Origin of the sequence: Bradyrhizobium sp. BWA-3-5 (assembly GCF_032917985.1) — a bacterium.
GTDB lineage: Bacteria > Pseudomonadota > Alphaproteobacteria > Rhizobiales > Xanthobacteraceae > Bradyrhizobium.
Window position 1 is genome coordinate 2,737,579 of record NZ_CP136626.1, and the last position, 21,577, is coordinate 2,759,155.

Below are 21,577 nucleotides of genomic sequence, written 5' to 3' on the forward strand. Positions count from 1 at the left end.
TGCTGCGGTCTCAGGGCAGATACGGCGAGCAGATGTCGCTTGTATAGCCAATGGAGCTCTGCCCAGGCTTCGGCCGCACGTGCTCTGGCGATTCAATCTCAGCGCTTGCTGCCATATTGCTGCAATCCATAATCTCGCCAGATTGGCGTACCAGTTGTCTACCGACAAAAACCAGTTGTTTGGCGACGAAAACGCCAACTCGGGAAGGCCGCAGTCTCTGGCTGTTCAACTGTCGTTCGGCGGGTCGGCTGTTTGTCAGGGAAGAAGTCATGTGGTCGCGCAGCCTGCTGGTCCAGAATCTGTTGGTCCCGAAAAAGGCGAAGCCACCCGATAGCGACGCCGACAGTGCCGATGCGGTCGCTGAACGGTCAATCTCCGAGATGCGGTCGTCGCCAAGCGGCAGCTTCGAACAAGGGCTTGTCAATGCCGTCCTGTCCGGGGAGGCTGGCGCGGCCGGCAAATTTCTCGAACACGTGTCGACGCCGTTGTGGTCGGTCGTCGTGAAGCTGGCGGGCAATGGCGCCGACGGGGAGGCTGCATTCCTTCACATCGTCGCCGCGCTGAAGGCTGACGATTACGCGCGGCTGCGGGGGTTCGATGGACGCTCACGGCTTGCAACGTATCTGTCGCTCGTCGCCCGCGATGTTCTCGCCGATCAACTGGCAGGACAATTCAGCAGCAGGCCGCACGAGGCATGGGAGCGATTCTCGCGTTATTTCGAGACTGACATTCGAAGTCGGATTGGCAGACAAATGCCAAGCAAGCTCGGCCGGGCTGGTCGCGAGGACGCGTATCAGGAAGTATGTCTCAAGCTGATCGAGAATGATTTTCGCCGCATCCGCTCATATGATGGCCGCGGCAGCTTCACCGGCTATATTCTGACGGTGGTCGATCGCATCCTGATCGATCTCGTGCGGCGTGAAGCGCCTCGGCGACGTATGCCGGCTGCGGTCGCTCGTTCTGCGCCGCTCGACCAGGCGATCTACGCAGCGGTGGTGTGGCAGGGGTGTCCGCCGGACGCCGATCGGCTGGCTGCTGTCCTGCGTGGCCGGCTGGAGCATGATCCGGCAGCCGCCGACATCGCCGAGTCGGTGGCGCGAGTTGCCGGTATCGCAAGGCTTGAGCGCGCGTCGCCGGCCACCGAGCCTGTCTCGCTCGAGACATTGCTCGGCGAAGGTGGAGGTCTTTCGGTCGCGGATTCGTCGCCAACACCCGAGGACCACTTGCTGCTCTTTGAGGAGGAACAGCGCCGCGCGGCCCTCGTCGCCGCCGTGAATGCGGCGGCAGAGAAACTTCCGACTGATGAACGATTGTATCTTCAGATTGTATTCTCCGCGATTGAGCCGCTACCGGCACGTGGCATCGCGAGGCTGATGGGTTGTCCGGTCGAGGAGGTCTATCGCTTGAAGCAGCGTACCCAAAGGTGGTTGAAAGAAATCACGGTGCAATTGGAAAAAAATGCCAATATGTCCGTCTGAACAGGGGTACTGGAATTCTGCCCGATGATCGAACGCCTCAGTCACGAACCGGCGTCTCTGCCTGCCGAGGACGATGACCGTTCCGATCGGCTGCAAGCGCTTGAGCTGCTTCGCGCGCACCTGTCGCGGACCATCTCCGAGGGTCTGGAGCAGGGTTCCGTCGCGGGTCAGGGGGGCGATATCGACAATGTGCAGATTGCCGCGCTTCTCGACGGCTCCCTGCCGCGAGCGGAGTGGGATGCGGTCGCCGCGAGACTTGTCAAAGATCCGGTGGCGCGTGCGGAGTTGGCTGCCGCGGTGGCATTGCTCGACGAAATCGAGGCGCAACCAGCGACAGTCCCAGCTGAATTGATAGGGCGGGCGGCCGGCGTTCTTGCGGCATCGGAACAAGGCCGGCCGCGTGTGTCGGCCGCGGTCGCCTCAGTTGCCTGGTACCGGCGTTCGATGGCGTGGTCCAGCTTCGCCCTCGTTGCCTTGGCTGTTGTCGCGGTGCCGGCTGTTTTGAAAATGGCTGGAGAGGGCACGCCGGTCGCCGTCAAGCCAGGCGACCCAGGTGACACGTTCAGCCGCGGGATCGTGGCGAGCCCGTCCAATCCGACCAAGAAGAAAGATGCTCAGTCGTGCATTGACGCGAACGAGCCGGCCAGGAAGCCGACACCCGATAACACCGGGAATGATCGCCGTACTGCAACGCCGGCGACCGCGAATGGCGCGGCACGTCCGGTCGAGGCGCCGGCCGAAAGCAATGATCCATGCGGGCCGAAGCCATCAGGTGCCGGCAAGCAAGAGCGCCGTGCTCCCGCAGGGGCGAACTGATCTGAATGCCACGCCTGGATTGGTCACGTCCGCATCTCGGCTGCGGGCGGTGCATCGCATTCCCATTACGACGGGTTGAAAGAAGAGCCACAATAGTTCGCGACCAAAAGTGAGATCCTGTCCGTCTGCTCCAATGTTGTCATCCAAAACTCTCACGCTGCAAAGGAGCAAGAGATAATGCGTTACACAATGACGAAGGCTGCGATCGAGTCACACTCGAGCATGCGCAGGGCGTTGCTTCTCGTGCATTTGACGGCCGCCGCCCTGTTCGCGATTGCCGCGACCGGGCCCGCACGCGCGCAGAGCACCGGCATCGCCGCCTGCGACGAATTCCTGCAAAAATATGATACTTGCGTTACGTCGAAGCTTCCGGAAGCGCAGCGCGCGACCTACAAGGCGCAGCTCGACCAGACGCGGAAGATGTGGGTCGATATGGCCAAGAATCCGTCGGCGAAGTCGACTATGGAAGGAACGTGCAAGCAGACGATGGACGCGATCAAGACCTCGCTGCAAAGCTTCGGCTGCTCGTTCTGATGTAGCAGCGGCCGGGAAGGCTGCGCAGTCGTCTTTTTAACGAAGCTCACGTCGCAGCGAAGAGGCTGCGCTTCATTCTGCTAGAACATGATCCGGAAAAGCCCATCGGGCCATGGCCCGATGGGCGGATGTCGGCTTTCCGAAACGGATCATGCGCTAAGAAACTGGAGCGTGACGACGATTCAATTTGAATTGATCGCGCTCCAGGCAATTGCTTCGCCTATCGCGATGTAATCTCCCGGCAACGGGCCTCGCGCAGTCCCGTCAAAGCGTCGCGCTTCAGCAGTATCGGGCAGGTGTTGCCGAGGTAGTAGCTATTATCGCTGGTCTCGCGCGCGACCTGCGCCACGACGGCGGTGCCGAGTGCCTTCCAGCACGCGTCCGTGAGCGCGGCGGCGGCCTTGGCTTCGTTCCAGTCGGGAGGCCGGCCGAGTGCGGCAATGACGGCGGTCGAGAGGTCCGGATCCGTGCAGACCGCCTCATTCGTTTCGCCGGGCGACTCGATCGCCATGGCGAAAAACGGCGCGGCAGCCGAGCGGTTGAGCTTGCGTCCGATGAGACGGGCGGCATCACGCGCAAGGTCGGCACGCGCCGTCCCGACGCTCTTGGGCGTCGTGCGCACGAACTCCTCCAGTCCCCGACGGCAGTCGGAGGCCCCGTAAGATTCATCGAGGCAGTCGCCGAACGCGGACAGGCCGACCGACGTGCGCAGGGCCAGGAATTTCGGGTTGTCGGTCAGGACCTGAAACGTCGTGGTATAGTGCTCGAGCGCCGCAAGCCGATCGCCATATGAACGCGACGATGTTGCAAGCGGCGTTAATTCCCCGATTGCGGCTTGTTCGGCCAACGAAGCCCAGTGGGCGTCGCGCGCCGTCGGCTTCACCGTTGTCAGCTGGCCGCGGAGTTCGCTCCAGCTTTTTGCGGCCGCCAACGCGTCGAGTTCCGCCATCACAGAATCCGCCGCAGGAGCCGGTACGGCCTCGGCGGCGCGCTTGTCGACGTCGGCAAGCAGCGCTGCGGCTTGCGGTGTCGGCGGGCCAGCGAGCGGGGTGCGCCCCGTTCGGTTGAGGATGATCTCGCCGACGACCTGGTCGTAGTAGGCCGGCGTCTGGTCGCCGCCGACGCTCGCCGCCAACTGCTTGACCTCGATTTGCAGGCGCTTGGCAATCTGCACCAGCGTCAGGTCCGGCTCCGCGAGCCAGCGGACGAGGTTTCGCGTGAACACCGAGTTGGCGGCGCGCTCGGCGTTGGACAACCGGTCGAGCGCCGTCTGCTTGGCGCCGGCGGAGAACATGATGAACACGCCCTCGGCAGGCGTCATCGCGGCAAGCCCGCCGCTGCCTTTGAGCCCGCGGCCGCCCGGCCGGTCGAACGGATTGTTGCGGCAGGCGTCGAGCACGAGCACCGCCGTGCGGGCGCCCCGCGCCTGCAGCCGATCGATGATCCGATCGGCTGGAAACGCGGAGTCGCGGATCAGTTCTTCCTGTCCTTCACGGACCTCCGGGATATCTGTCGGCAGCAGGTAGTTCTGGCCGCGGATCTCAAAGCCATGTCCAGCAAAGAAGAACAGCGCAATATCGCCCGGCTCGATCGCCTTGTCGAAGGCGAGCAGGGCTTCGCTCATGGCGCGGCGCGACTGGTTCTCGGCGAGGATCACGGTAAAGCCGAGCCCGCGCAGTGCGGCGCCGACCGCGCGCGCGTCGTTGACGGCGGTCTGCAGCCGTGGAACGCTCTGATAGGCGTTGTTGCCGACCAGCAGGGCGATGCGCTTCTCCGCGCGCGCGGTCGTGGCGAAGCCGATCGCGACGCTGATCGCGAGGATCGCAAGGCACGCGTTTATTTTCGACATGGATGTTCTCGCCGATGCTCTGGCCGCGATGAGTTCAAGACGAGTTGTCATCGCGCCTTGCTTGTTTTGGAAACGCGGTGTGCTCCCGTCGGGGCGTGGCCTGAGGGGGTCAGGCCCTAGGCGATACGATAGAGGAATGTGGCGGCGATCGTCCACAAGCCGAGTCCGATCGCGACATAGCCGAGCACGGTCTGATAGGGCACGATGATGGCTCTGATCTGCTCGCCGCGCTCCGCCGCCTGGGCGTTGCGGCTGAAAATGTGCTTGGTCAGCAATGCATAGCCCAGCAGCAGGCCGAGCGAGGCGTTCAGGAGGCCAGTCGCCAGATAGGTCAACCACCAGACCGGCACGTAGCTGAACCAATTCAGGTGGAGGATTGCGCTGATGATGATCCAGGCCCCCCACAGGCAGGTTATGAACCCGAACCATCCCTGGTAGGGCACCATCATGTCGATATATTCCTTCGCGTCCGGACGCCTTGCGACGATGCTCGAAGCGGACGCCAGAGCGCCAAGCGCGAGCAAAACCAGCCCAGTAATCAGACCTGACATTGGATTCCTCTCTTTCTTGACAAGATAGTGCAGATATTGCGGTGAGATTCGAGACGGACCCCGGCCGTCGCCACGCATCACGATAGACAGACGGACGGGTGAGCATTTTTCTTCGCGCGGCTGCTGTTAATCCGTGCCGAGCTATCGATCCGGCTACAGGAGATCCCCGATTGCGGACTTCAGGCGGGCCGAGGATGGCCGGCCGGTGATCGCAGCCTTGGCTTCGACCTCCACGATCAGGGCGTCGTCCACCAGCTTGATATCGGCCTGGTCGGCGTCGCGGATGACGATGCGCCGCAATTTCGTGACGATGATCTCGCGTGCGATCGGCGAGGTGAGCATCTCGGCCAGGGTTATCCCGGTGACGGCGATGGCGTCCGTCAGGGCGGACCATTCGGTGGCGTCGGCGGAAAGGCGCGGCGCATCGAGCGAGATCGCGAGCGCCGGGGCGCCCGCGCGTCTGAGCTTGCGCTCGAGCGAATCCGCGACGCTCTCTGCCTGTTCTTTCGTCGCCTTCCTGACAACGAGCGGCTCGGCGTCCTGGTCGCGGTACGCATCGGCTGAACCGCCCGACAGTTTGTCGCTGAATATCAGGATGCGACCCGTGTCCTAGATCCGAAGAACGGAGACGCCGTCGTCGCGCTTGAGCGTGATCGAATTGTATGGCGCCTCTTCGGCGGTCAGAGCCAGGATTTCGTCGGAGCCGTCGAAACGCAGCTTGATCGGTGTGCCCATGCGTTCGATCACGAAGCCGATCAAACCGTTGCCGCTGCTGTAATGCCCGATGCGGAGCGGCGGGCCGTTCTCCGCGGCGAGGGGGCCTTGGCCAGCGATCACGCTGAGGGCGGCGCCGACGACGGCCGCTCGGAAACGTCCGGGCATGGCAGACCTCACGGCATCACGACAATCCGCGGAATGCGGATCGCTGATGAGCGCCGCGAGAGATGAGAAACAAATACGGAGTTTTTACGGCCGATATCCGCGTTCGACGCGGCTCATGCATTCTTCAAGATATTTCAGTCAAGATGCGTCGCGTCAGGTGTGATGCTGGAAAATCGCGGCTGCTGTCCGTCCATCCCCAGGTCCGCCGCAATGGCTGGGCACGGTGCGCGCGGGATGCGCGCATGAACATCCAATTCGGAGTTATCCGCCATGAATATCCACGTCGGTGTCGCCCTCGTCGCGCTCTCGATCATATCCTCGATCGCGTTTGCGCAATCGCTGAAGGACAAGGAGTATTTCGCGGACCAGGAGAAGTATCTCGCCGGAGAGGTCACCACCACGAACGAACGGTGCGGCAACGGTCTCACGGCGAAGTTTGACTGGTCGAAGCCGCCGGCGCCGGAGGAGCGCAAGATCTACAGCGCCTATGGTTACTGCGGCGCAGCGCTCGAGGCCATGCGGCGCGTTTGTGACTCCCAGGCGGGCAAGGAAGCCGTCAAACAGAAGATCAAAAACTTGACTTGCAGCTTTGGACCGCAGCGCACGGTCGCGCTCAAGGATGGCGAGGTCAACTACGAGGTCAATTTCAATTCGAGTAACGACGCGGACTACGTATTCGAATATCTGCAGAACAATTTGTGAGCGTCTACCAGGTCTTTGTGCGGCTGCTCAATCTGTTCGAGCCATTGCCGTGGCAACGCATCGCCTTGCCGGGCCGATCCGCAGGAATTGCTGACGCTGATGCGCCGGGACGCAAATGTCGCACGACAGCTCTCAAGAGGCATCCTGGTCGAGCGAGCGGCTCGCCCGCCGGAGTCATTCAGGAACGCCTTGGCCAGGCGCGATAGAGGCTCCGCCTCGGACCACAGCATGTAAGCAACGGCCACCGTCCTCGGGGTGAACGGCCGAACTACGAGACCCTGGCCGCCGCTCTGGCGCGGTGAAAACGGATCGACGACGGCGGCGCCGACGCCGGCGGCCGCAAGCACGCAGGCCGTGTTGCAGTATCGCACTTCGACGGTTGTTGATGGGAATCTTCGCGCCCTGGCTCGGGACGGTCGATCCGACCGCGCTCGCGCCTGCCAAGCGTACGCGGTTGCCGTCTGCGGATTATTGGTTCGGCACCGACGTGCTGGGCCGGGACATCTATTCACGCCTGCTCTACGGCGCGCGGGTCTCGCTCACCGTAGGCTTGTCGGTGGCCGTGCTATCCTCGCTCGCCGGCCTCGCCGTCGGGCTGGTCTCGGGCTTCGTGCGATGGGCGGACAGCATTCTGATGCGGTTCATGGACGGCTTGATGTCGATCCCGCCGATCCTGCTCGCGGTTGCGCTGATGGCGCTGACGCGCGCGAGCGTCGGCAACGTCATCCTGGCCATCACGGTTGCCGAAATCCCGCGCGTCTCGCGGCTGGTGCGCAGTGTCGTGCTGTCGCTGCGCGAGCAGCCCTATGTGGATGCCGCCACAGCCTCCGGCACGCGAACGCCGATGATCATCCTGCGCCACATCCTGCCCAACACGCTGGCGCCGATGCTGGTCCAGGCAACCTATATCTGCGCCGAGACGCTGGCGATCGTCGGTGAATCCGGCTGTGGCAAGTCGGTGACCTCGATGTCGCTGATGCGGCTGATCGCCGAACCACCGGGGAAGATTGCAGGTTCCATTCGCTTCCAGGGCAAGGATCTGCTGCAACTCTCCGAGCGTGAGATGCGCGCGATTCGCGGCAACGACATTTCGATGATCTTCCAGGAGCCGATGACGAGCCTCAATCCGGTGCTGACGGTCGGCCGCCAGATCGGCGAGACACTGCGGATGCATCAGGGGCTCGACAAGCCGGCGGCGGAGGCCCGCGCGATCGAGATGCTGAGCTTGGTTGGCATCCCGGAGCCGGCGCGGCGCGTGCGCGAATATCCGCATCAGCTTTCCGGCGGCATGCGGCAGCGCGTGATGATCGCCATGGCGCTCGCCTGCAATCCCAAGCTTCTGATCGCCGACGAGCCGACCACAGCGCTCGATGTCACGATCCAGGCGCAGATCCTGCAGTTGATGCTGGACCTCAAGCGCCGCGTCGGGGCGGCGATCGTCCTGATCACCCATGATCTCGGCGTGGTCGCCGAGATCGCCGAGCGCGTCATGGTCATGTATGCCGGCCGCAAGGTGGAGGAGGCGCCGGTGGCCGAGCTGTTCCGCTCGCCCCGTCATCCCTATACGCAGGGCCTGCTCGGCGCCGTGCCCAAGCTTGGGTCTTCGCTGACGGGCGCGGCGCAGCGGCTCGCCGAGATCCCCGGCCAGGTGCCCAGCCTCAAGGGGCATATCGAGGGCTGTGTTTTTGCCGGGCGCTGTTCGCTGGCGACCGATCTCTGCCGGCAGGTTGCCCCTGGGCTGGAAGAGAAGGCGCCTCGCTACATCGCCGCCTGTCATTACGCGCGCAAGGGCGGTCGCGGCATGAGCGTTCCGCTGCTCCAGGTCAACGATCTCAAGAAGCATTTTCCGGTCCGCGGCGGCCTGTTCAGCCGCGCGTCGAAATGGGTCTACGCGGTGGACGGCGTCTCCTTTGAGGTCGAGCGTGGCGAGACGCTGTCCCTCGTCGGCGAGTCCGGCTGCGGCAAATCGACGGTCGGGCGAGCCATCCTGCGGCTGTTCGACATCACTGCCGGCCAGGTGGTGCTGGATGGCCAGCGCATTGATGGTCTTTCGCCCGGCGGGCTGCGCAGCATGCGCCGCCGCGTCCAGGTGGTGTTCCAGGACCCGTTCTCCAGCCTCAATCCGCGCATGCGCGTCCGCGATATTCTGGCGGAGCCGATCCGCAATTTCGGCCTCGCCAAATCTTCCACCGAGCTCGAGGCCAAGGTCGCGGCGCTGATGGACACCGTGCGGCTGCCGCGCGACGCGCTTGGCCGCCGGCCGCACGAATTCTCGGGCGGGCAGCGCCAGCGCATCGGCATCGCCCGCGCGCTTGCCGCGGAGCCCGAACTGATCGTCTGCGACGAGGCGGTCTCGGCGCTGGACGTCTCCGTCAAGGCGCAGATCGTCAATCTGCTGCAGGATCTGCAGCGGGAGTTTGGCCTCGCGCTGCTGTTCATCAGCCACGACCTGGCGATCGTGGAGCATATGACGCACCGTGTCGCTGTCATGTATCTCGGCAAGATCGTCGAGATGGCGCCGAAGCGGAAAATCTTCACCGCGCCGAGGCATCCCTGCACCAAAGCGCTGCTATCGGCCGTTCCGGTGCCTGAGCCCGGGGCTATTCGCAATCCGATCATCCTGAAAGGCGACGTTCCGAGCCCGATCAATCCGCCGAGCGGCTGCCGCTTCCACACCAGGTGTCCGTTCGTATTCGATCGTTGCCGGACCGAAGTGCCGGAGCTTCGACTGACCGAGGGCGATGAATGGGTGGCGTGCCATCTCGAGGCACTGCCGGAAGCGCCGGCATCCGCGCACTAACCCCTGTGTTGAACCGTCGCCAGCCTATTTCGTGCCGTAGGCGCGGTCGCCGGCGTCGCCGAGGCCCGGCAGGATGAAACCGTTGCGGTCGAGCCCTTCATCGATCGCCGCGAGCCAGATCGGAACGTCAGGGTGAATGCCGCGCATGCGCTCAACGCCTTCCGGCGCTCCAATGAGACATACCTGCCGGATGTCATTGGCGCCGCGCTCTTTCAGCCGGTCGACCGCGGCGACGGCGGCGTTTCCCGTTGCCAGCACCGGCGCGATCACGATCACGAGGCGCTCGTGCAGATCGCTCGGCGCCTTGAAGAAATATTCCACCGCCGTGAAAGTTTCCGGTTCGCGGTACAGGCCGATATGCGCGATGCGTGCGGTCGGAACCAGGTCGAGCATGCCTTCGGCAAACGTCACGCCGGCACGCAGCACTGGCGCGAACACCAGCTTCTTGCCGGCGATCTGCGGCGATTTCATCTCCGCAAGCGGTGTCTCGATTTCGATATCGGCGAGCGGCAGGTCGCGGGTGACCTCGTAGCAAAGCAGCATCCCGATCTCCTTGAGGAGTTCGCGAAACGACTTGGTCGAAATATCCTTCTTCCGCAGCAGCGTCAGCTTGTGCTGTACCAGCGGGTGACTAACGATCGTAACGCCTTCCATTTCTGTGACCTCGGATACTAGAAAACCGTGCCGTCGCTGACGACCTTCACGGGAGGGGACGCATCGGCGCGGCGTTCGCGCGCCAACCGTCGTCCCGCGGCCCACGTGCCGCCTTCGAGGATCTTCGCCAGCGGCATCGACGCCGCATCACGCCCAAGCCGGCGCCGTACACCATCTGCGAGGCGGTCGAGCAACGCCACCGTCAGCGCACGCCACTCTACGACAAGCGCTGAAGATACCTCGTGCTCCTGCTGCGCTGCTTCTGCGTCGCGAAACACGAGCACGCCGCTATCGACGAACAGCCCGCCATTGCGATATTCGGCAAGGCCGGTGAGGCCGTCGATGTCTGTTACGTCGACGCCTGATGTCTGCAGCGGCTCGATGAGAGAATAGGCCAGCCATTGCGAGAGCTTGTGCAGTGGCACCAGGCCACTGGTCGCGTCTGCGGTCTTGAGCGCCGGATGCCGCCAGCAGTCGCCGAGTGCGACGCCGCCCAGCGTCAGCCGCGATGGCCAGATCGGCCCGAGTTGCTGCAGCAACTCCGTCAGGATCGTCGGCGCAGGCAGTTTTCCACCTTCTGCCAGCATCGCAAGCCGGTCGAACAGACCGCCTGGCCGTGGTGTGTCGTGGCTGGCAAAGATGTCTGGCTTCGAAGCGACCAGTCGGCCCAGGCGACGCAACAGGTCGGCGCGGCCGTCCGTTCCGATAAGTGGATTGGCCTCCGAGACCTGCATGCCGCGCTCAAGGTCGGCAACGCTGAGATTCGCGAGGGCGTCGGCATCGACGCGCAAGGGCTCGAGGGGACTGGCCGAGAAGGCGCCGCCCGTGAACATGGCTAAGCTGGCCAGTCCCAAGCCTTCCGAACGGCCGATGGCCGATCGGGTTTTGGGATCGCAGTAGCGCCAGGATGGGCCGGCGCCGGCATCGAGGAAGACGCTGACGATGGCCAGATCGAATTCAGCGCGGGCGCGGCCCGCGCGGTCAAGCCAATCGGTCCGGTCGGCGACAGCGGCCCATCGGTTGTCGCCGTCAGCAACGAAGTGCCGCCAGCGCGAATGGAACGGCACATCCAACGAAGGGTAGGCTTTTCGCGTCGTTTCCAGCACCAGATCGGTGGCGTCGTCCAGCCGATCGAGATCGATGCGGAAGTTCGGAAGCCGGTCGTCCAGGCCGATCGCGAGCATACGATGCGCGCGCTCGCGCACCGCCTTCGCGCTCAACAGCGTCAAAGCGGCTGACGCCTCCGGGTTGGCAAGGGACAAGGCCGCCGCCTCTCAATATTTTTCGAGCGGACGACCGACCGGATTGTCGGGATCCTGCGGCTCGGGCGTGTAGTATCCCGCGGCCTTCTTTGCCGCGATTTCCACATATGCGTCGGCCGGGATCATGTCGTCGGGGATCGGCACGCGCTCGACGATCTCGATGCCTTGTCCGGTCAGCGCGTCGTACTTCATGTCGCTCATGGACACGAAGCGGTCGATCCGCTTCAGGCCGAGCCAGTGCACGACGTCAGGCATCAGTTGCTGGAAGCGGGCATCCTGCACGCCGGCGACGCATTCGGTGCGCTCGAAATACTGGGCTGCCGCATCGCCGCCTTCCTGGCGCTTGCGGGCGTTATAGACCAGAAACTTCGTGACCTCGCCGAGCGCACGGCCTTCCTTGCGATTATAGATGATGATGCCGAGCCCGCCGTCTTGGCCGGCGCGCGCGCATTCCTCGATGCCGTGAATCAAATAGGGGCGGCAGGTGCAGATATCGGAGCCGAATACGTCGGAGCCATTGCATTCGTCATGCACGCGGCAGGTTATCCTGGTCGTGTGGTTGGGCAGCTTGCTGACGTCGCCGAACAGATAGGCCGTCGTGCCGCCGATCGGCGGCAGAAAGACCTGCAGGTCGGGGCGTGTCACCAGTTCGGGAAACATGCCTGCGGTCTGCTCGAACAATTGCCGGCGCAGATTGTTCTCGGTGGTCGCGAAGCGCGCTGCCAGGCCGGGCAGATACCAGACCGGGTCGATCGCAATCTTGACCACGGAGACGCTGCCATTCTTGTGCACGACGTCGCCATCCTGCTTGAGCCGTCCGGCCTCGACGGCGGCCTGCAGTTCGGGCAGATCGAGACGGGCGCGCGTGATGGCGATGCTTGGACGGATGTCGACGCCCTCGGCGATCTCGCTTGCGAAGGTCTCCGCGGCAAGATGTCCCCAGGGATCGAGCGAGACGATCCGCTGCGGCTCGGACCATTGCGGAAACGGCCCGATCGTCTCGGCAGGGTGGGTATTGGTCAGATCCGGCCGCTTGAGAGGGTCGAGCGCACCGGATGATACGGCCAGCGCGCGATAGACCGAGTAGGAGCCGCCATGCGTACCGATCACGTTGCGGTCGGCCGGGCGCGATACCGTGCCGATAATGGGTCCGCGCTCGCGTGCGCTGGCCGCGCCCCAGGTGATCGGGAATTTGAGTTTCGCACCCGGTGCCGGGTGCGACGTAATGCGAATATGATCAATCCGATTGGAACGAGTCATCGCCACGAACCCTGAAACGGCGACGGCCCGCCTGAACAGACGGGCCCGGTCACCAATATTTCAAATCTCAGCAGCGGTTGCGGCTGAGACAGTAGTATAATCAGATACCGGCCGAACACAACGGCGATTTGACGCCGGGGCCGCACCCGCCGTTAACCTTTTCGGCGCGGAGATCGGGGCTACCGGTTCCTGCGTCCTCAAGGGCGGCGCGAGGGCCGGATCGAGCATTGGGGCTGTTGGCTTGTGCTTGACGCCGATAGGACCTCGGTTGCGCTGACCGAACAACAACCTCTCGCTTCGTGGCGTTGGCGATCCTCGGCCCATCAGAACTCCCGCTCGTGGCTAGCAGAGCAGAAACGCAGAACTGACGTGCATTGTGCCGGCCGTCTCCGCAATTGACTTCGTATGAGCCAAAATTTTAACTGCTCACGTCGGTTGAATGGAGAAGACTCCGAGCTCTGCAGGCTGCTGCATTTTCATGCAAGCGCCGCCTCAAATGGAAGCATCCAGAAAGTAGTCCATGCGCGTCATTCATGTTGCTGCCGCCCAGTTGGGTCCGATCCAGAAAGCCGACAGCCGCGAAGCCGTCGTCAAGCGCATGATCGCGCTGATGGATGAAGCCAAGGCAAAGGGTGCCGATCTGATCGTCTATCCGGAGCTCGCGCTCACGACGTTCTTTCCGCGCTGGTACATGGAAGATCAGGCCGAGGTCGACACATGGTTCGAACGCGAGATGCCAAATGCGGCGACGAGGCCGCTGTTTGAACGTGCGGCTCACCACCAGATCGCAATGAACTTTGGCTATGCCGAACTGACGGCAGACGGGCATCATTTCAATACCTGCATCCTCACCGACAAGTCCGGAAAAATTGTCGGCAAATACCGCAAGGTTCATCTGCCCGGCCATTCGGAGTTCGACACCAAACGCGCGTTCCAGCATCTGGAGAAGCGCTACTTCGAGCCGGGCGATCTCGGCTTCAACGTCTGGCGCACGCTTAGCGGCATCTTCGGCATGGCCGTCTGCAACGACCGGCGCTGGCCGGAGACCTATCGTGTGATGGGACTACAGGGCGTCGAGATGGTGCTGATCGGTTACAACACGCCGTCGGTCAATGCCGAGAAGAGCGAGGAGGGACCGGAAAAGCGGCTGTTCCACAACCGGCTATCCGCGCAGGCCGGCGCCTATCAGAACTCGACCTGGGTCGTATGCGTTGCAAAGGCCGGCGTCGAGGATGGCCATCCCTTGATCGGCGGCAGCCTGATCGTCAATCCGGACGGCGAGATCGTCGCCGAGGCCAAGACCGAAGAGGACGAACTGCTGGTTCACCCCTGCGATCTCGACGCGACGATCTTCGGCAAAAACACAATCTTCAATTTCGCGCTCCACCGCCGCATCGAGCATTACGGCCTGATCACCAGACAGACCGGCGTGGTGCTGCCACCGGAAAACTAGATGTCCGGCAATCGCTACGCTTCCGGCCCGATACCTTTGCGCCGCGCACAATGGACCGACTAGACCATCCGACCGAAGTCAGTGATGCGAGAACTGCACCGTGCCCAACGCCATGGTGACGGCCGCCTGGGTCGGATCGATCACGGGAATCCCGAGCGCCTGCTCCAGCGGAAGGCGATGACGCGCCATGCCGGCACAGCCCATCACGATGGCGCCGGATCCATCTTCGTCCTTGAGCGCGCGTCCGACCTCGATCATCTTGACCAACGTTCCTTCGCCTGATGCGGTCTCCGCTACGCTCATGTTGAGCGGCCGCTCCCTGGTCAAGCGATCCATCAGGCCCATCTGCCGGAGGTAGCGGACATGGCGGCGGATCGAGCGCTGCGCGATGGCAATGACGCCAAAGGTTTCAGCGCGGGCGAGCGCCGTCAGCACGCCGCATTCGGCGATGCCGAACACGGGTCGGTCGGTGGCTTCGCGGCACACATGCAGACCAGGGTCGCTGTAGCAGGCAATGACGAAAGCGGCCGACTGGTTGTCGCCCTCGACGAGGCGGCGCAGCGGCATCGCCACGCCATCGACATCGGCCTGGCTCTCGATCCCATAGGGACCCTCGGCTAGGGTTTCGCAGACGATCTCCGGGCCGCCCTCGAAGTCGAGCGGCTTCAAGGCTTGCTCCAGCCCCTGTGTCACGAGCTGGTTGGAGTTGGGATTGATGACGAGAATGCGCGGCCGGGACATGGTATTTTTCCTGCGGAATTGACGTGCCGGTCGATGGCATGAGATCGGCGCGCAACGAGACGCAAGCAAGCAACGACCATGCCATCCAGCGATGCATGGTCCACTGTCTGATGCGAAAGCGCAAGGGCGTGTAACGGCACGATCTGTGCTTTCATCCGGCGCATCCAGGACTTAGGATTTTAGGACTTGATATGTGAGGAGTGTGCCATGACCGAGCCCGCCTACGACCTTGTTATTCGCGGCGGACGTGTCGCGACGGTGAGCGACGTGTTCGATGCCGACGTCGCCATTTCCGGCGAGACGATCGTCGCGATCGGGCGCGGCCTGTCCGGGGCGCGGCGCGAGATCGACGCGCGGGGCAAGCTGGTGCTGCCGGGCGGCGTCGACAGCCACGCCCATATCGAGCAGTTGTCGGCCGCGGGCATCATGAATGCCGATACGTTCGAGAGCGCGACCGTTTCGGCGGCATTCGGCGGCACCACCACCGTGATTCCGTTTGCGGCCCAGCATGTCGGCATGAAATTGCCGCAGGTGCTAGAAGAGTATCACTCGCTCGCGAGAAAGGGCGCGGTCATCGACTACGCCTTTCACATGATCATCGCCGATCCGACCAGGGAGACGCTGGAGACGGATCTGCCCGCCCTGATCAAGCAGGGTCATGGCTCGATCAAGATCTTCATGACCTATGATCGCCTGAAGATCGACGACGAGCCGCTGCTCGATATTCTGCTTGCGGCGCGCAATGGCGGCGCGATGCTCTGTGCACACGCCGAGAACCACGGGATTATTTCCTGGATGGTGAAGCGGCTGCTGGCCCGCGGCTATACCGATCCCAAATATCACGCCATCAGCCATGCCCGCGTCTCGGAGGCGGAGGCGTTCAACCGGCTGATCGCCATGGCGGCGCTGATCGACCAGCCGATCATGATCTTTCATGTATCGACAGCGGAAGGCGCCAAGGTGATCCGCGATGCGCGCGGGCAGGGGCTGAAGGTATTCGCCGAGACCTGTCCGCAATATCTTTTTCTCACCGCTGACGATCTCGACAAGCCCGGCGTGGAAGGCGCCAAATGGATGTGCAGCCCGCCACCGCGCCGCGCTGCCGACCAGGAGGCGCTGTGGCAGGCGCTGGCGCTCGGCGATCTCCAGACCGTTTCGTCCGATCACGCGCCCTACCGGTTCGATGAGACCGGCAAGCTGCGCGCCGGTCCCAACCCCAATTTCAAGCAGGTGGCGAACGGTCTGCCCGGCCTCGAAGTCCGCTTGCCGCTGCTGTTCGATGCCATGGTTTCGAACGGCAGGTTAGGCCTCGAAAAGTTCGTCGAGCTGACCGCGACTGCGCCGGCAAAGATCTACAATCTGCATCCGCGCAAGGGCTCGGTCGCGGTCGGCGCCGATGCTGATATCGCGATCTGGGACCCGGCACGCGAGGTCACGCTGAGCGACGCGATGATGCATGATCTCACCGGTTATACGCCTTTCGCCGGCCGCAAACTGCGCGGCTGGCCGGTCACGGTGTTGTCGCGCGGGCGCGTCATCGTGGCGGACGGCAAGCGTTCGGTTGGAGCGGGATCGGGGCGTTTCCTTCCGCGCAACGGCGGCGAGGCGGCGAAACCGACCGGGCGCCTGATGCCGGACATGGACCCCGAGCAGAATTTTGGCGCGAGGTTGCTGTGATCCATCCATGAGAATCCTCGTTTTCGGCGGTACCGGATTTGTCGGGCTCAATATCGCCGCGGCGCTGCTGGCGCGCGGTCATGCCGTGACATTGTTCGACCGGGCGGGCGTGCCGCCCGAGGCAGGGAGCGACTTCGCCGTTTTCGGCAATCGGCTGACGGCGATTCAGAGCGATGTCACCGATAATCAAGCCGTGGAAGCTGTAATCGCGTCGGGCTATGACGCCATCATTCTGGGAGCCGCGATCACCGCCGGCCCGGCGCGGGAGGCGAGTGATCCCGAGACCATTTTACGGGTCAACCTACTGGCGCAGACGCCGATCCTGATCGCGGCGCGAACCAGCGGCGTTGGACGCATCATCAATCTGTCGTCCGCGGCGGTCTATGGCGCCAGCGCATTCCGGAATGCGCTGCTCGACGAAGAAACGCCCTGCGATCCGGCTTCGCTCTATGCCATTACCAAATTCGCTTCCGAGAAAATTGCTGCTCGGCTGGCGGGTCTCTGGCAACAGGAAATCATTAGCGTGCGGCTGAGTGCCGTGTTCGGCCCGTGGGAGCGGAGCAACGACGTGCGCGATACGCCCAGCCCGCAGGCGCAGATTTTGGCCGCGATGCAGGAGGGCCGGGCGGCGGTGTTGCAACGTCCGGGCGTCAGGGACTGGATTCATGCCGTGGATGTCGCGGAAGCCGTGACGCTGCTGATCGAGGCCGCCAAGCCGAAGCATCGGCTCTATAACATTTCAACCGGTGCTGAATGGTCGGCGTTGCAATGGGGCGAGGAACTGGCCGCGCTGCATCCGGGATTTGTTTGCCGGCTGGCCGGTGCCGGTGAGGTGGCAACGGTCGACCTGCACAGTCCAGCCGACCGGGCACCGCTGTCGGTCGTCCGCCTGGCGGAAGAGTTCGGCTGGCGTGCGCGGTTCGGCTGCGTGGACTCAGCCGCTGATCTCAGCCGTTGGTGGACGGCGCACGGAGAGGGAGCCTGAGATGAGGTTGGCCGGACGAACTGCTGTTGTGACCGGAGCAGGCTCCGGTATTGGCCGTGCCAGCGCGGTGCTATTTGCGAAAGAGGGCGCCTTCGTTGCGCTGGTCGATCGCGACCGTGCGGGCTTGCAGGAGACGCTGGCGGTGATTGAGGGCGCCCAAGGCGAGGCATCGCTCCACATCGGCGATGTCGGCGAGGCTGATTTTGCGCAAGATACCGTGGCCGATGTCATCGCGCGGGGCGGGCGGCTGGATGTGCTGATGGCCGCTGCCGGCTTTTCCTGCGGCGGTACGGTGCTGACCACCGATCCCGCCGATTGGGATGCGGTGTTCCGCACCAATGTCGGCGGCACCTGGCTTTGGTCACGCGCGGCGGTGCCGCAGATGCAGCGGCAGGGCGGCGGCTCGATCATCACGCTGGCATCGCAACTCGCGATCGCCGGCGGCAGGGGCAACAGCGCCTACGTCGCCGCAAAGGGGGCGATCATCAGCCTTAGCAGAACCATGGCGCTCGATTTCGCCGCCGACGGCATCCGCGTCAATGCGATCGCACCAGGCGCCATCGACACGCCGATGCTGCAACGTAGCTTTGCCCGTCACGCCGAGCCCGAGCCGGTGCGCGAAGCCTCGCGCAACCGCCATGCCATGAAACGATTTGGCAGAGCCGAGGAGGTGGCCGAGGCCGCGCTCCATCTTGCCAGTGATGCCTCGTCCTTTACGACGGGAACCGTGATGGTGGTCGATGGCGGTTGGCTCGTGGCATGAACAGCGCACTAATCGCTCTCGAAGCCCAGATCCGTACCGATCTCGCCAAGATCGCGCATCCTGACGCCGCGTGGCTCGCGCCGAAGCTCGGGCCGGACGGCAAACCGGCGCTGGACGTGCTGGTAGTGGGCGGCGGGCAATCGGGTCTCGCGACCGCGTTCGGCCTGCTGCGCTCGCGAGTGAGCAACATCCTCGTGCTCGACAAATGCAAGGAAGGTTGGGAAGGGCCGTGGCTCACATACGCCCGCATGCCGACGCTGCGCAGTCCGAAGCATTTTACCGGGCCCGATATCGATATCCCGAGCCTTACCTATCAGTCTTGGCACGAGGCACGCTTCGGCGAGGCGGATTGGCAAGATCTCGACCTGATTTCGCGCGAGCGTTGGGCGGAATATCTGCTGTGGTTCAGGCGCGTCCTGCACCTGCCGGTGCGCAATGGTTGCGAGGTCGTCGAAATTTTGCCTGCGTCCGATGGACTGCTCGCGGCCAAGGTGCAGACCGATGCTGGTGTTGAGATTGTCTTCGCGCGGAAGATCGTGCTGGCGACGGGACAGGAAGGCATGGGCGACTGGACCGTTCCGGAGCCGCTACGCGATCTGCCGTCATCGCTTTGCGCGCATGCAGCGCAACCGATCGACTTCGCGCGCTTGCGCGGCAAACGGGTTGCGGTGATCGGCGCCGGCGCTTCGGCCTTTGATAATGCTGCTGTCGCGCTGGAGACAGGTGCGGCAGCGGTGGATCTGTTCTGCCGCAGGGCGGAAATCCAGGTGATCCAGCCCTACCGTTGGCTCACGTTCCGTGGCTTCCTTCGGCATTTCTGCGATCTGGATGATGCCTGGCGCTGGCGCTTCATGCGCGCCGTTCTGGAAATGCGGGAAGGGTTTCCGCAGGCGACCTACGATCGCTGTGCCCGTCATGCCAATTTTCGCCTGGAAGAAGGCGCGCCGATCGAAGCCGCCAGGGAGACGGCTGGCTGCGTCGAACTGCAGACGCCGAGGGGCGTGTTCGCGGCCGACTTTGTAATTTGCGGCACCGGGATCGACATGAATTTTGCCGGCCGGTCGGAACTGCGAAACTGCGCGGCCAACATCGCGACCTGGGCTGATCGCTACCAGCCGCCGCCGGACGAGCGTAGCCCGCGCCTCGGCCGTTTTCCCTATCTTGCTGACGACTACGCACTGATGGAGCGCGTCGCCGGCCAAACGCCCTGGATTGCGGATGTCCATGTCTTCGCAATCGCTTCCACCATGAGCTTCGGTGCTTCGGGTTCGTCGATCAATGCGATGACCACCGCCGTGCCGAAGCTCGTGTATGGGTTGACAAGCGGCCTGTTTCGCGCGGACGTCGAACGGCACTGGGCTTCATTCAAGGCATATGACGCCGGCTGCGCGCGAGAAACGGTGAGCGTGTCTCGTCGAAGGCGCTGGGAAGCGGGCCTCATACCTACTATGCTTATGCTTTTCGCGGGTCTGTTTGGCATATCCCTTGCCTTTAAGTTGATGTTCTCACTCAGAAAACTTGGCAAAACAGGGAATAAGTCCGATGAACGTTTTGGGGTCCAGGCGTCTGCTTCCGGTGGCTGCCTTTATCGCGTTCTCACTGGCTGCTGGATCGGTGCAGGCGCAGACGCGCGCCGAAACATTGCGCTACGTGACCGGCGCATCAGTGAATACGCTCGATCCGAACATTCCGGGTTCGACCCGCGAAGCCTTTGCGGTCAGTCTGAGCACCTACGACCGGCTGGTTTCCTTCGGCCGCAAACAACTCAACGGCAAGTGGGTGTTTGATCTCGGCACGATCACCGGTGAGCTGGCCGAAACGTACGAAGTCAGTCCGGACGGGTTGAAGATGACGTTTCGCCTACGCAAGGACGCCAAGTTTCAGGACGGCACGCCGGTGACGGCGGAAGACGTGAAATGGTCGCTTGACCGTGTCGTCACGGCGCCGGTTCTCGGCAAGGCGCAACTCCTGACGGGATCGATGACATCGGCCGATCAGTTCAAGGTGCTCGATCCCCTGACCATCGAGGTGACGCTGCCGAAGCCGGACAAGCTGGCTTTGCCCAATCTCGCTACCGTCTATCCGATCATCTTCAACTCCAAGGTCGCCAAGGCGCATGCGACGGCTGATGATCCCTGGGCATTGGCGTGGCTGAAGGAGAACACCGCCGGCAGCGGCGCCTACAAGATCGAGACGTTCAAGCCCGGCGAGCAGGTGATCATGTCGCGCAACGCGGACTGGAATCGCGGTACGGCGGACAAGTCGGCATTCTTCAAGCGCGTTATCGTGCAGTCGGTGCCGGAGCCGGCGACGCGCGCCAATCTGGTCGAGCGCGGCGATGCCGATCTCGTCATCGATCTGCAGGCGAGCGACGTTCAGTCGCTCGAAGCCAAGGGCAAGCTGAAGGTGATCTCGACGCCGCAGTATAATGCCGTCACTTTCGTCTCGATGAACAACCAGATCCCGCCGTTCGACAATGTCAATGTGCGCCGCGCCGTCGCCTTTGCGCTGCCCTACGACGACATGTTCAAGGCGGCGCTGTTCGGCCGCGGCTCGCCGCTGTTCGGCGCGACATGGGCGGATGGCAAGCCAACGAGCGGCGCCTATCCGATTGCGCAGCCGCTGAAGCTCGATCTCGAAAAGGCCAAGGAATACCTGAAGGCGGCAGGCATGCCTGACGGCTTCTCGACGACGTTCAGCTTCAATGTCGGCCAGGCGTCGACAGCCGAGCCGATGGCGGCGCTGGTGAAGGAGTCGCTGGGCAAGATTGGCATCAAGGTCGATATCCAGAAGCTCCCGGACGCCCAGATGTCGACGCAGATCAATGAGAAGAAGCTTCCGTTCTTCACCGAGGGCATCGTCGCCTGGCTGCCGTCGACCGACTATTTCTACCGCAACTTCTACACCGGCAATCAGCGCTGGAACTACTCGTCGATCAACAATCCGGAACTGGTGGAGATCGCGCAGAAAGCCCGTTTCGAGCCCGATGCCACCAAGTATGAGGAAGACGGCGTCAAGCTCAACGCCATCCACTTCAGCGAGATTCCGCAGATACCGCTCTGGCAGCCTAGCCAGGATGCTGTGATGGCATCTTCGGTCGACGGCTACACCTACCAATTCCACCGCCAGGTCGATTATCGCGATCTCAATCGAAAGTAACCGGTCAGGCA

Annotated in this window: 18 protein-coding genes and 3 pseudogenes; 12 read left to right on the plus strand and 9 right to left on the minus strand. The window is 63.3% G+C overall.

Annotation, left to right across the window (positions count from 1 at the left end):
* The first annotated feature begins 269 nt into the window (after positions 1 to 269).
* The 3 genes from RX331_RS12995 (at position 270) to RX331_RS13005 (ending at position 2,828) form a co-directional block, all read left to right on the plus strand.
* The gene (locus RX331_RS12995) at positions 270 to 1,478 is read left to right on the plus strand and encodes a sigma-70 family RNA polymerase sigma factor (RefSeq protein ID WP_317256944.1); all 1,209 of its coding nucleotides are present in this window, start codon (positions 270 to 272) and stop codon (positions 1,476 to 1,478) included.
* Between the two features lie 24 nt (positions 1,479 to 1,502).
* Entirely contained in the window at positions 1,503 to 2,294 is a 792-nt protein-coding gene (locus RX331_RS13000) for a hypothetical protein (protein WP_317256945.1), read from the plus strand.
* A gap of 177 nt (positions 2,295 to 2,471) precedes the next feature.
* Positions 2,472 to 2,828, plus strand: a complete 357-nt coding sequence (locus RX331_RS13005) for a hypothetical protein (protein WP_317256946.1) — start codon at positions 2,472 to 2,474, stop codon at positions 2,826 to 2,828.
* Between the two features lie 220 nt (positions 2,829 to 3,048).
* On the opposite strand, the gene RX331_RS13010 is transcribed toward RX331_RS13005, so the two are convergent.
* The 4 genes from RX331_RS13010 to RX331_RS13025 all read right to left on the minus strand — a co-directional run bounded on the left by RX331_RS13010 (position 3,049) and on the right by RX331_RS13025 (position 6,110).
* Entirely contained in the window at positions 3,049 to 4,677 is a 1,629-nt protein-coding gene (locus tag RX331_RS13010; protein ID WP_317256947.1) for a caspase family protein, read from the minus strand.
* A gap of 116 nt (positions 4,678 to 4,793) precedes the next feature.
* Positions 4,794 to 5,228: a hypothetical protein gene (locus tag RX331_RS13015; protein WP_317256948.1), complete on the minus strand. Its 435-nt coding sequence runs from the start codon at positions 5,226 to 5,228 to the stop codon at positions 4,794 to 4,796.
* A gap of 153 nt (positions 5,229 to 5,381) precedes the next feature.
* Positions 5,382 to 5,570: a hypothetical protein gene (locus tag RX331_RS13020; RefSeq protein WP_317256949.1), complete on the minus strand. Its 189-nt coding sequence runs from the start codon at positions 5,568 to 5,570 to the stop codon at positions 5,382 to 5,384.
* A 267-nt stretch (positions 5,571 to 5,837) separates the two neighbouring features.
* Positions 5,838 to 6,110, minus strand: a complete 273-nt coding sequence (locus tag RX331_RS13025) for a hypothetical protein (protein WP_317256950.1) — start codon at positions 6,108 to 6,110, stop codon at positions 5,838 to 5,840.
* A gap of 270 nt (positions 6,111 to 6,380) precedes the next feature.
* Between RX331_RS13025 and RX331_RS13030 the strand changes: the two genes are divergently transcribed.
* Positions 6,381 to 6,812: a hypothetical protein gene (locus RX331_RS13030; protein WP_317256951.1), complete on the plus strand. Its 432-nt coding sequence runs from the start codon at positions 6,381 to 6,383 to the stop codon at positions 6,810 to 6,812.
* A gap of 173 nt (positions 6,813 to 6,985) precedes the next feature.
* Here RX331_RS13030 and RX331_RS13035 read toward each other — a convergent pair.
* A pseudogene (locus RX331_RS13035) lies at positions 6,986 to 7,231 on the minus strand (LysR family transcriptional regulator); the annotation flags it as partial.
* Here RX331_RS13035 and RX331_RS38765 point away from each other — a divergent pair.
* Positions 7,198 to 8,586 (plus strand): annotated as a pseudogene (locus RX331_RS38765) (dipeptide/oligopeptide/nickel ABC transporter permease/ATP-binding protein); the annotation flags it as partial. The pseudogenes RX331_RS13035 and RX331_RS38765 overlap by 34 nt on opposite strands.
* A 27-nt stretch (positions 8,587 to 8,613) precedes the next feature.
* Positions 8,614 to 9,612, plus strand: a complete 999-nt coding sequence (locus tag RX331_RS38770) for an ABC transporter ATP-binding protein (RefSeq protein WP_410708277.1) — start codon at positions 8,614 to 8,616, stop codon at positions 9,610 to 9,612.
* A gap of 24 nt (positions 9,613 to 9,636) precedes the next feature.
* Here the strand turns inward: RX331_RS38770 and upp are convergent, their stop codons facing one another.
* From upp to RX331_RS13055, 3 genes are all read right to left on the minus strand, one after another.
* The gene (upp, locus tag RX331_RS13045) at positions 9,637 to 10,266 is read right to left on the minus strand and encodes a uracil phosphoribosyltransferase (RefSeq protein ID WP_317256953.1); all 630 of its coding nucleotides are present in this window, start codon (positions 10,264 to 10,266) and stop codon (positions 9,637 to 9,639) included.
* A 17-nt stretch (positions 10,267 to 10,283) separates the two neighbouring features.
* Positions 10,284 to 11,450 carry a URC4/urg3 family protein gene (locus tag RX331_RS13050; protein WP_317258115.1) on the minus strand — a complete coding sequence of 389 codons (1,167 nt, stop codon included), beginning with the start codon at positions 11,448 to 11,450 and terminating at the stop codon, positions 10,284 to 10,286.
* Positions 11,451 to 11,540: 90 nt separating this feature from the next.
* The gene (locus RX331_RS13055) at positions 11,541 to 12,788 is read right to left on the minus strand and encodes a GTP cyclohydrolase II (RefSeq protein ID WP_317256954.1); all 1,248 of its coding nucleotides are present in this window, start codon (positions 12,786 to 12,788) and stop codon (positions 11,541 to 11,543) included.
* Between the two features lie 520 nt (positions 12,789 to 13,308).
* Between RX331_RS13055 and RX331_RS13060 the strand changes: the two genes are divergently transcribed.
* On the plus strand, positions 13,309 to 14,241 hold the full coding sequence (locus RX331_RS13060; protein ID WP_317256955.1) for an N-carbamoyl-D-amino-acid hydrolase: 933 nt from the start codon (positions 13,309 to 13,311) through the stop codon (positions 14,239 to 14,241).
* Between the two features lie 78 nt (positions 14,242 to 14,319).
* Here the strand turns inward: RX331_RS13060 and RX331_RS13065 are convergent, their stop codons facing one another.
* Positions 14,320 to 14,982: an aspartate/glutamate racemase family protein gene (locus RX331_RS13065; RefSeq protein WP_317256956.1), complete on the minus strand. Its 663-nt coding sequence runs from the start codon at positions 14,980 to 14,982 to the stop codon at positions 14,320 to 14,322.
* Positions 14,983 to 15,189: 207 nt separating this feature from the next.
* Here RX331_RS13065 and hydA point away from each other — a divergent pair, with 207 nt between their 5' ends.
* The 5 genes and pseudogenes from hydA to RX331_RS13090 all read left to right on the plus strand — a co-directional run bounded on the left by hydA (position 15,190) and on the right by RX331_RS13090 (position 21,566).
* The gene (gene hydA / locus RX331_RS13070; RefSeq protein ID WP_317256957.1) at positions 15,190 to 16,659 is read left to right on the plus strand and encodes a dihydropyrimidinase; all 1,470 of its coding nucleotides are present in this window, start codon (positions 15,190 to 15,192) and stop codon (positions 16,657 to 16,659) included.
* Positions 16,660 to 16,666: 7 nt separating this feature from the next.
* On the plus strand, positions 16,667 to 17,644 hold the full coding sequence (locus RX331_RS13075) for an NAD(P)-dependent oxidoreductase (protein ID WP_317256958.1): 978 nt from the start codon (positions 16,667 to 16,669) through the stop codon (positions 17,642 to 17,644).
* 1 nt (position 17,645) lies between these two features.
* The gene (locus tag RX331_RS13080) at positions 17,646 to 18,407 is read left to right on the plus strand and encodes an SDR family oxidoreductase (protein ID WP_317256959.1); all 762 of its coding nucleotides are present in this window, start codon (positions 17,646 to 17,648) and stop codon (positions 18,405 to 18,407) included.
* Positions 18,404 to 19,786: pseudogene (locus tag RX331_RS13085) on the plus strand (NAD(P)-binding domain-containing protein); the annotation flags it as partial. The gene RX331_RS13080 and the pseudogene RX331_RS13085, both read left to right, overlap by 4 nt.
* 163 nt (positions 19,787 to 19,949) lie before the next feature.
* Positions 19,950 to 21,566 carry an ABC transporter substrate-binding protein gene (locus RX331_RS13090; RefSeq protein ID WP_317256960.1) on the plus strand — a complete coding sequence of 539 codons (1,617 nt, stop codon included), beginning with the start codon at positions 19,950 to 19,952 and terminating at the stop codon, positions 21,564 to 21,566.
* Positions 21,567 to 21,577: the final 11 nt, after the last annotated feature.

What these genes read in the sequence shown, in the direction of transcription:
- RX331_RS12995 (WP_317256944.1), top strand. Translation starts at nt 270, where the DNA reads ATGTGGTCGCGCAGCCTGCTGGTCCAGAATCTGTTGGTCCCGAAAAAG.
- RX331_RS13000 (WP_317256945.1), top strand. Translation starts at nt 1,503, where the DNA reads ATGATCGAACGCCTCAGTCACGAACCGGCGTCTCTGCCTGCCGAGGAC.
- RX331_RS13005 (WP_317256946.1), top strand. Translation starts at nt 2,472, where the DNA reads ATGCGTTACACAATGACGAAGGCTGCGATCGAGTCACACTCGAGCATG.
- RX331_RS13010 (WP_317256947.1), bottom strand. Translation starts at nt 4,677, where the DNA reads ATGTCGAAAATAAACGCGTGCCTTGCGATCCTCGCGATCAGCGTCGCG.
- RX331_RS13015 (WP_317256948.1), bottom strand. Translation starts at nt 5,228, where the DNA reads ATGTCAGGTCTGATTACTGGGCTGGTTTTGCTCGCGCTTGGCGCTCTG.
- RX331_RS13020 (WP_317256949.1), bottom strand. Translation starts at nt 5,570, where the DNA reads ATGCTCACCTCGCCGATCGCACGCGAGATCATCGTCACGAAATTGCGG.
- RX331_RS13025 (WP_317256950.1), bottom strand. Translation starts at nt 6,110, where the DNA reads ATGCCCGGACGTTTCCGAGCGGCCGTCGTCGGCGCCGCCCTCAGCGTG.
- RX331_RS13030 (WP_317256951.1), top strand. Translation starts at nt 6,381, where the DNA reads ATGAATATCCACGTCGGTGTCGCCCTCGTCGCGCTCTCGATCATATCC.
- RX331_RS38770 (WP_410708277.1), top strand. Translation starts at nt 8,614, where the DNA reads ATGAGCGTTCCGCTGCTCCAGGTCAACGATCTCAAGAAGCATTTTCCG.
- upp (WP_317256953.1), bottom strand. Translation starts at nt 10,266, where the DNA reads ATGGAAGGCGTTACGATCGTTAGTCACCCGCTGGTACAGCACAAGCTG.
- RX331_RS13050 (WP_317258115.1), bottom strand. Translation starts at nt 11,450, where the DNA reads ATGCTCGCGATCGGCCTGGACGACCGGCTTCCGAACTTCCGCATCGAT.
- RX331_RS13055 (WP_317256954.1), bottom strand. Translation starts at nt 12,788, where the DNA reads ATGACTCGTTCCAATCGGATTGATCATATTCGCATTACGTCGCACCCG.
- RX331_RS13060 (WP_317256955.1), top strand. Translation starts at nt 13,309, where the DNA reads ATGCGCGTCATTCATGTTGCTGCCGCCCAGTTGGGTCCGATCCAGAAA.
- RX331_RS13065 (WP_317256956.1), bottom strand. Translation starts at nt 14,982, where the DNA reads ATGTCCCGGCCGCGCATTCTCGTCATCAATCCCAACTCCAACCAGCTC.
- hydA (WP_317256957.1), top strand. Translation starts at nt 15,190, where the DNA reads ATGACCGAGCCCGCCTACGACCTTGTTATTCGCGGCGGACGTGTCGCG.
- RX331_RS13075 (WP_317256958.1), top strand. Translation starts at nt 16,667, where the DNA reads ATGAGAATCCTCGTTTTCGGCGGTACCGGATTTGTCGGGCTCAATATC.
- RX331_RS13080 (WP_317256959.1), top strand. Translation starts at nt 17,646, where the DNA reads ATGAGGTTGGCCGGACGAACTGCTGTTGTGACCGGAGCAGGCTCCGGT.
- RX331_RS13090 (WP_317256960.1), top strand. Translation starts at nt 19,950, where the DNA reads ATGAACGTTTTGGGGTCCAGGCGTCTGCTTCCGGTGGCTGCCTTTATC.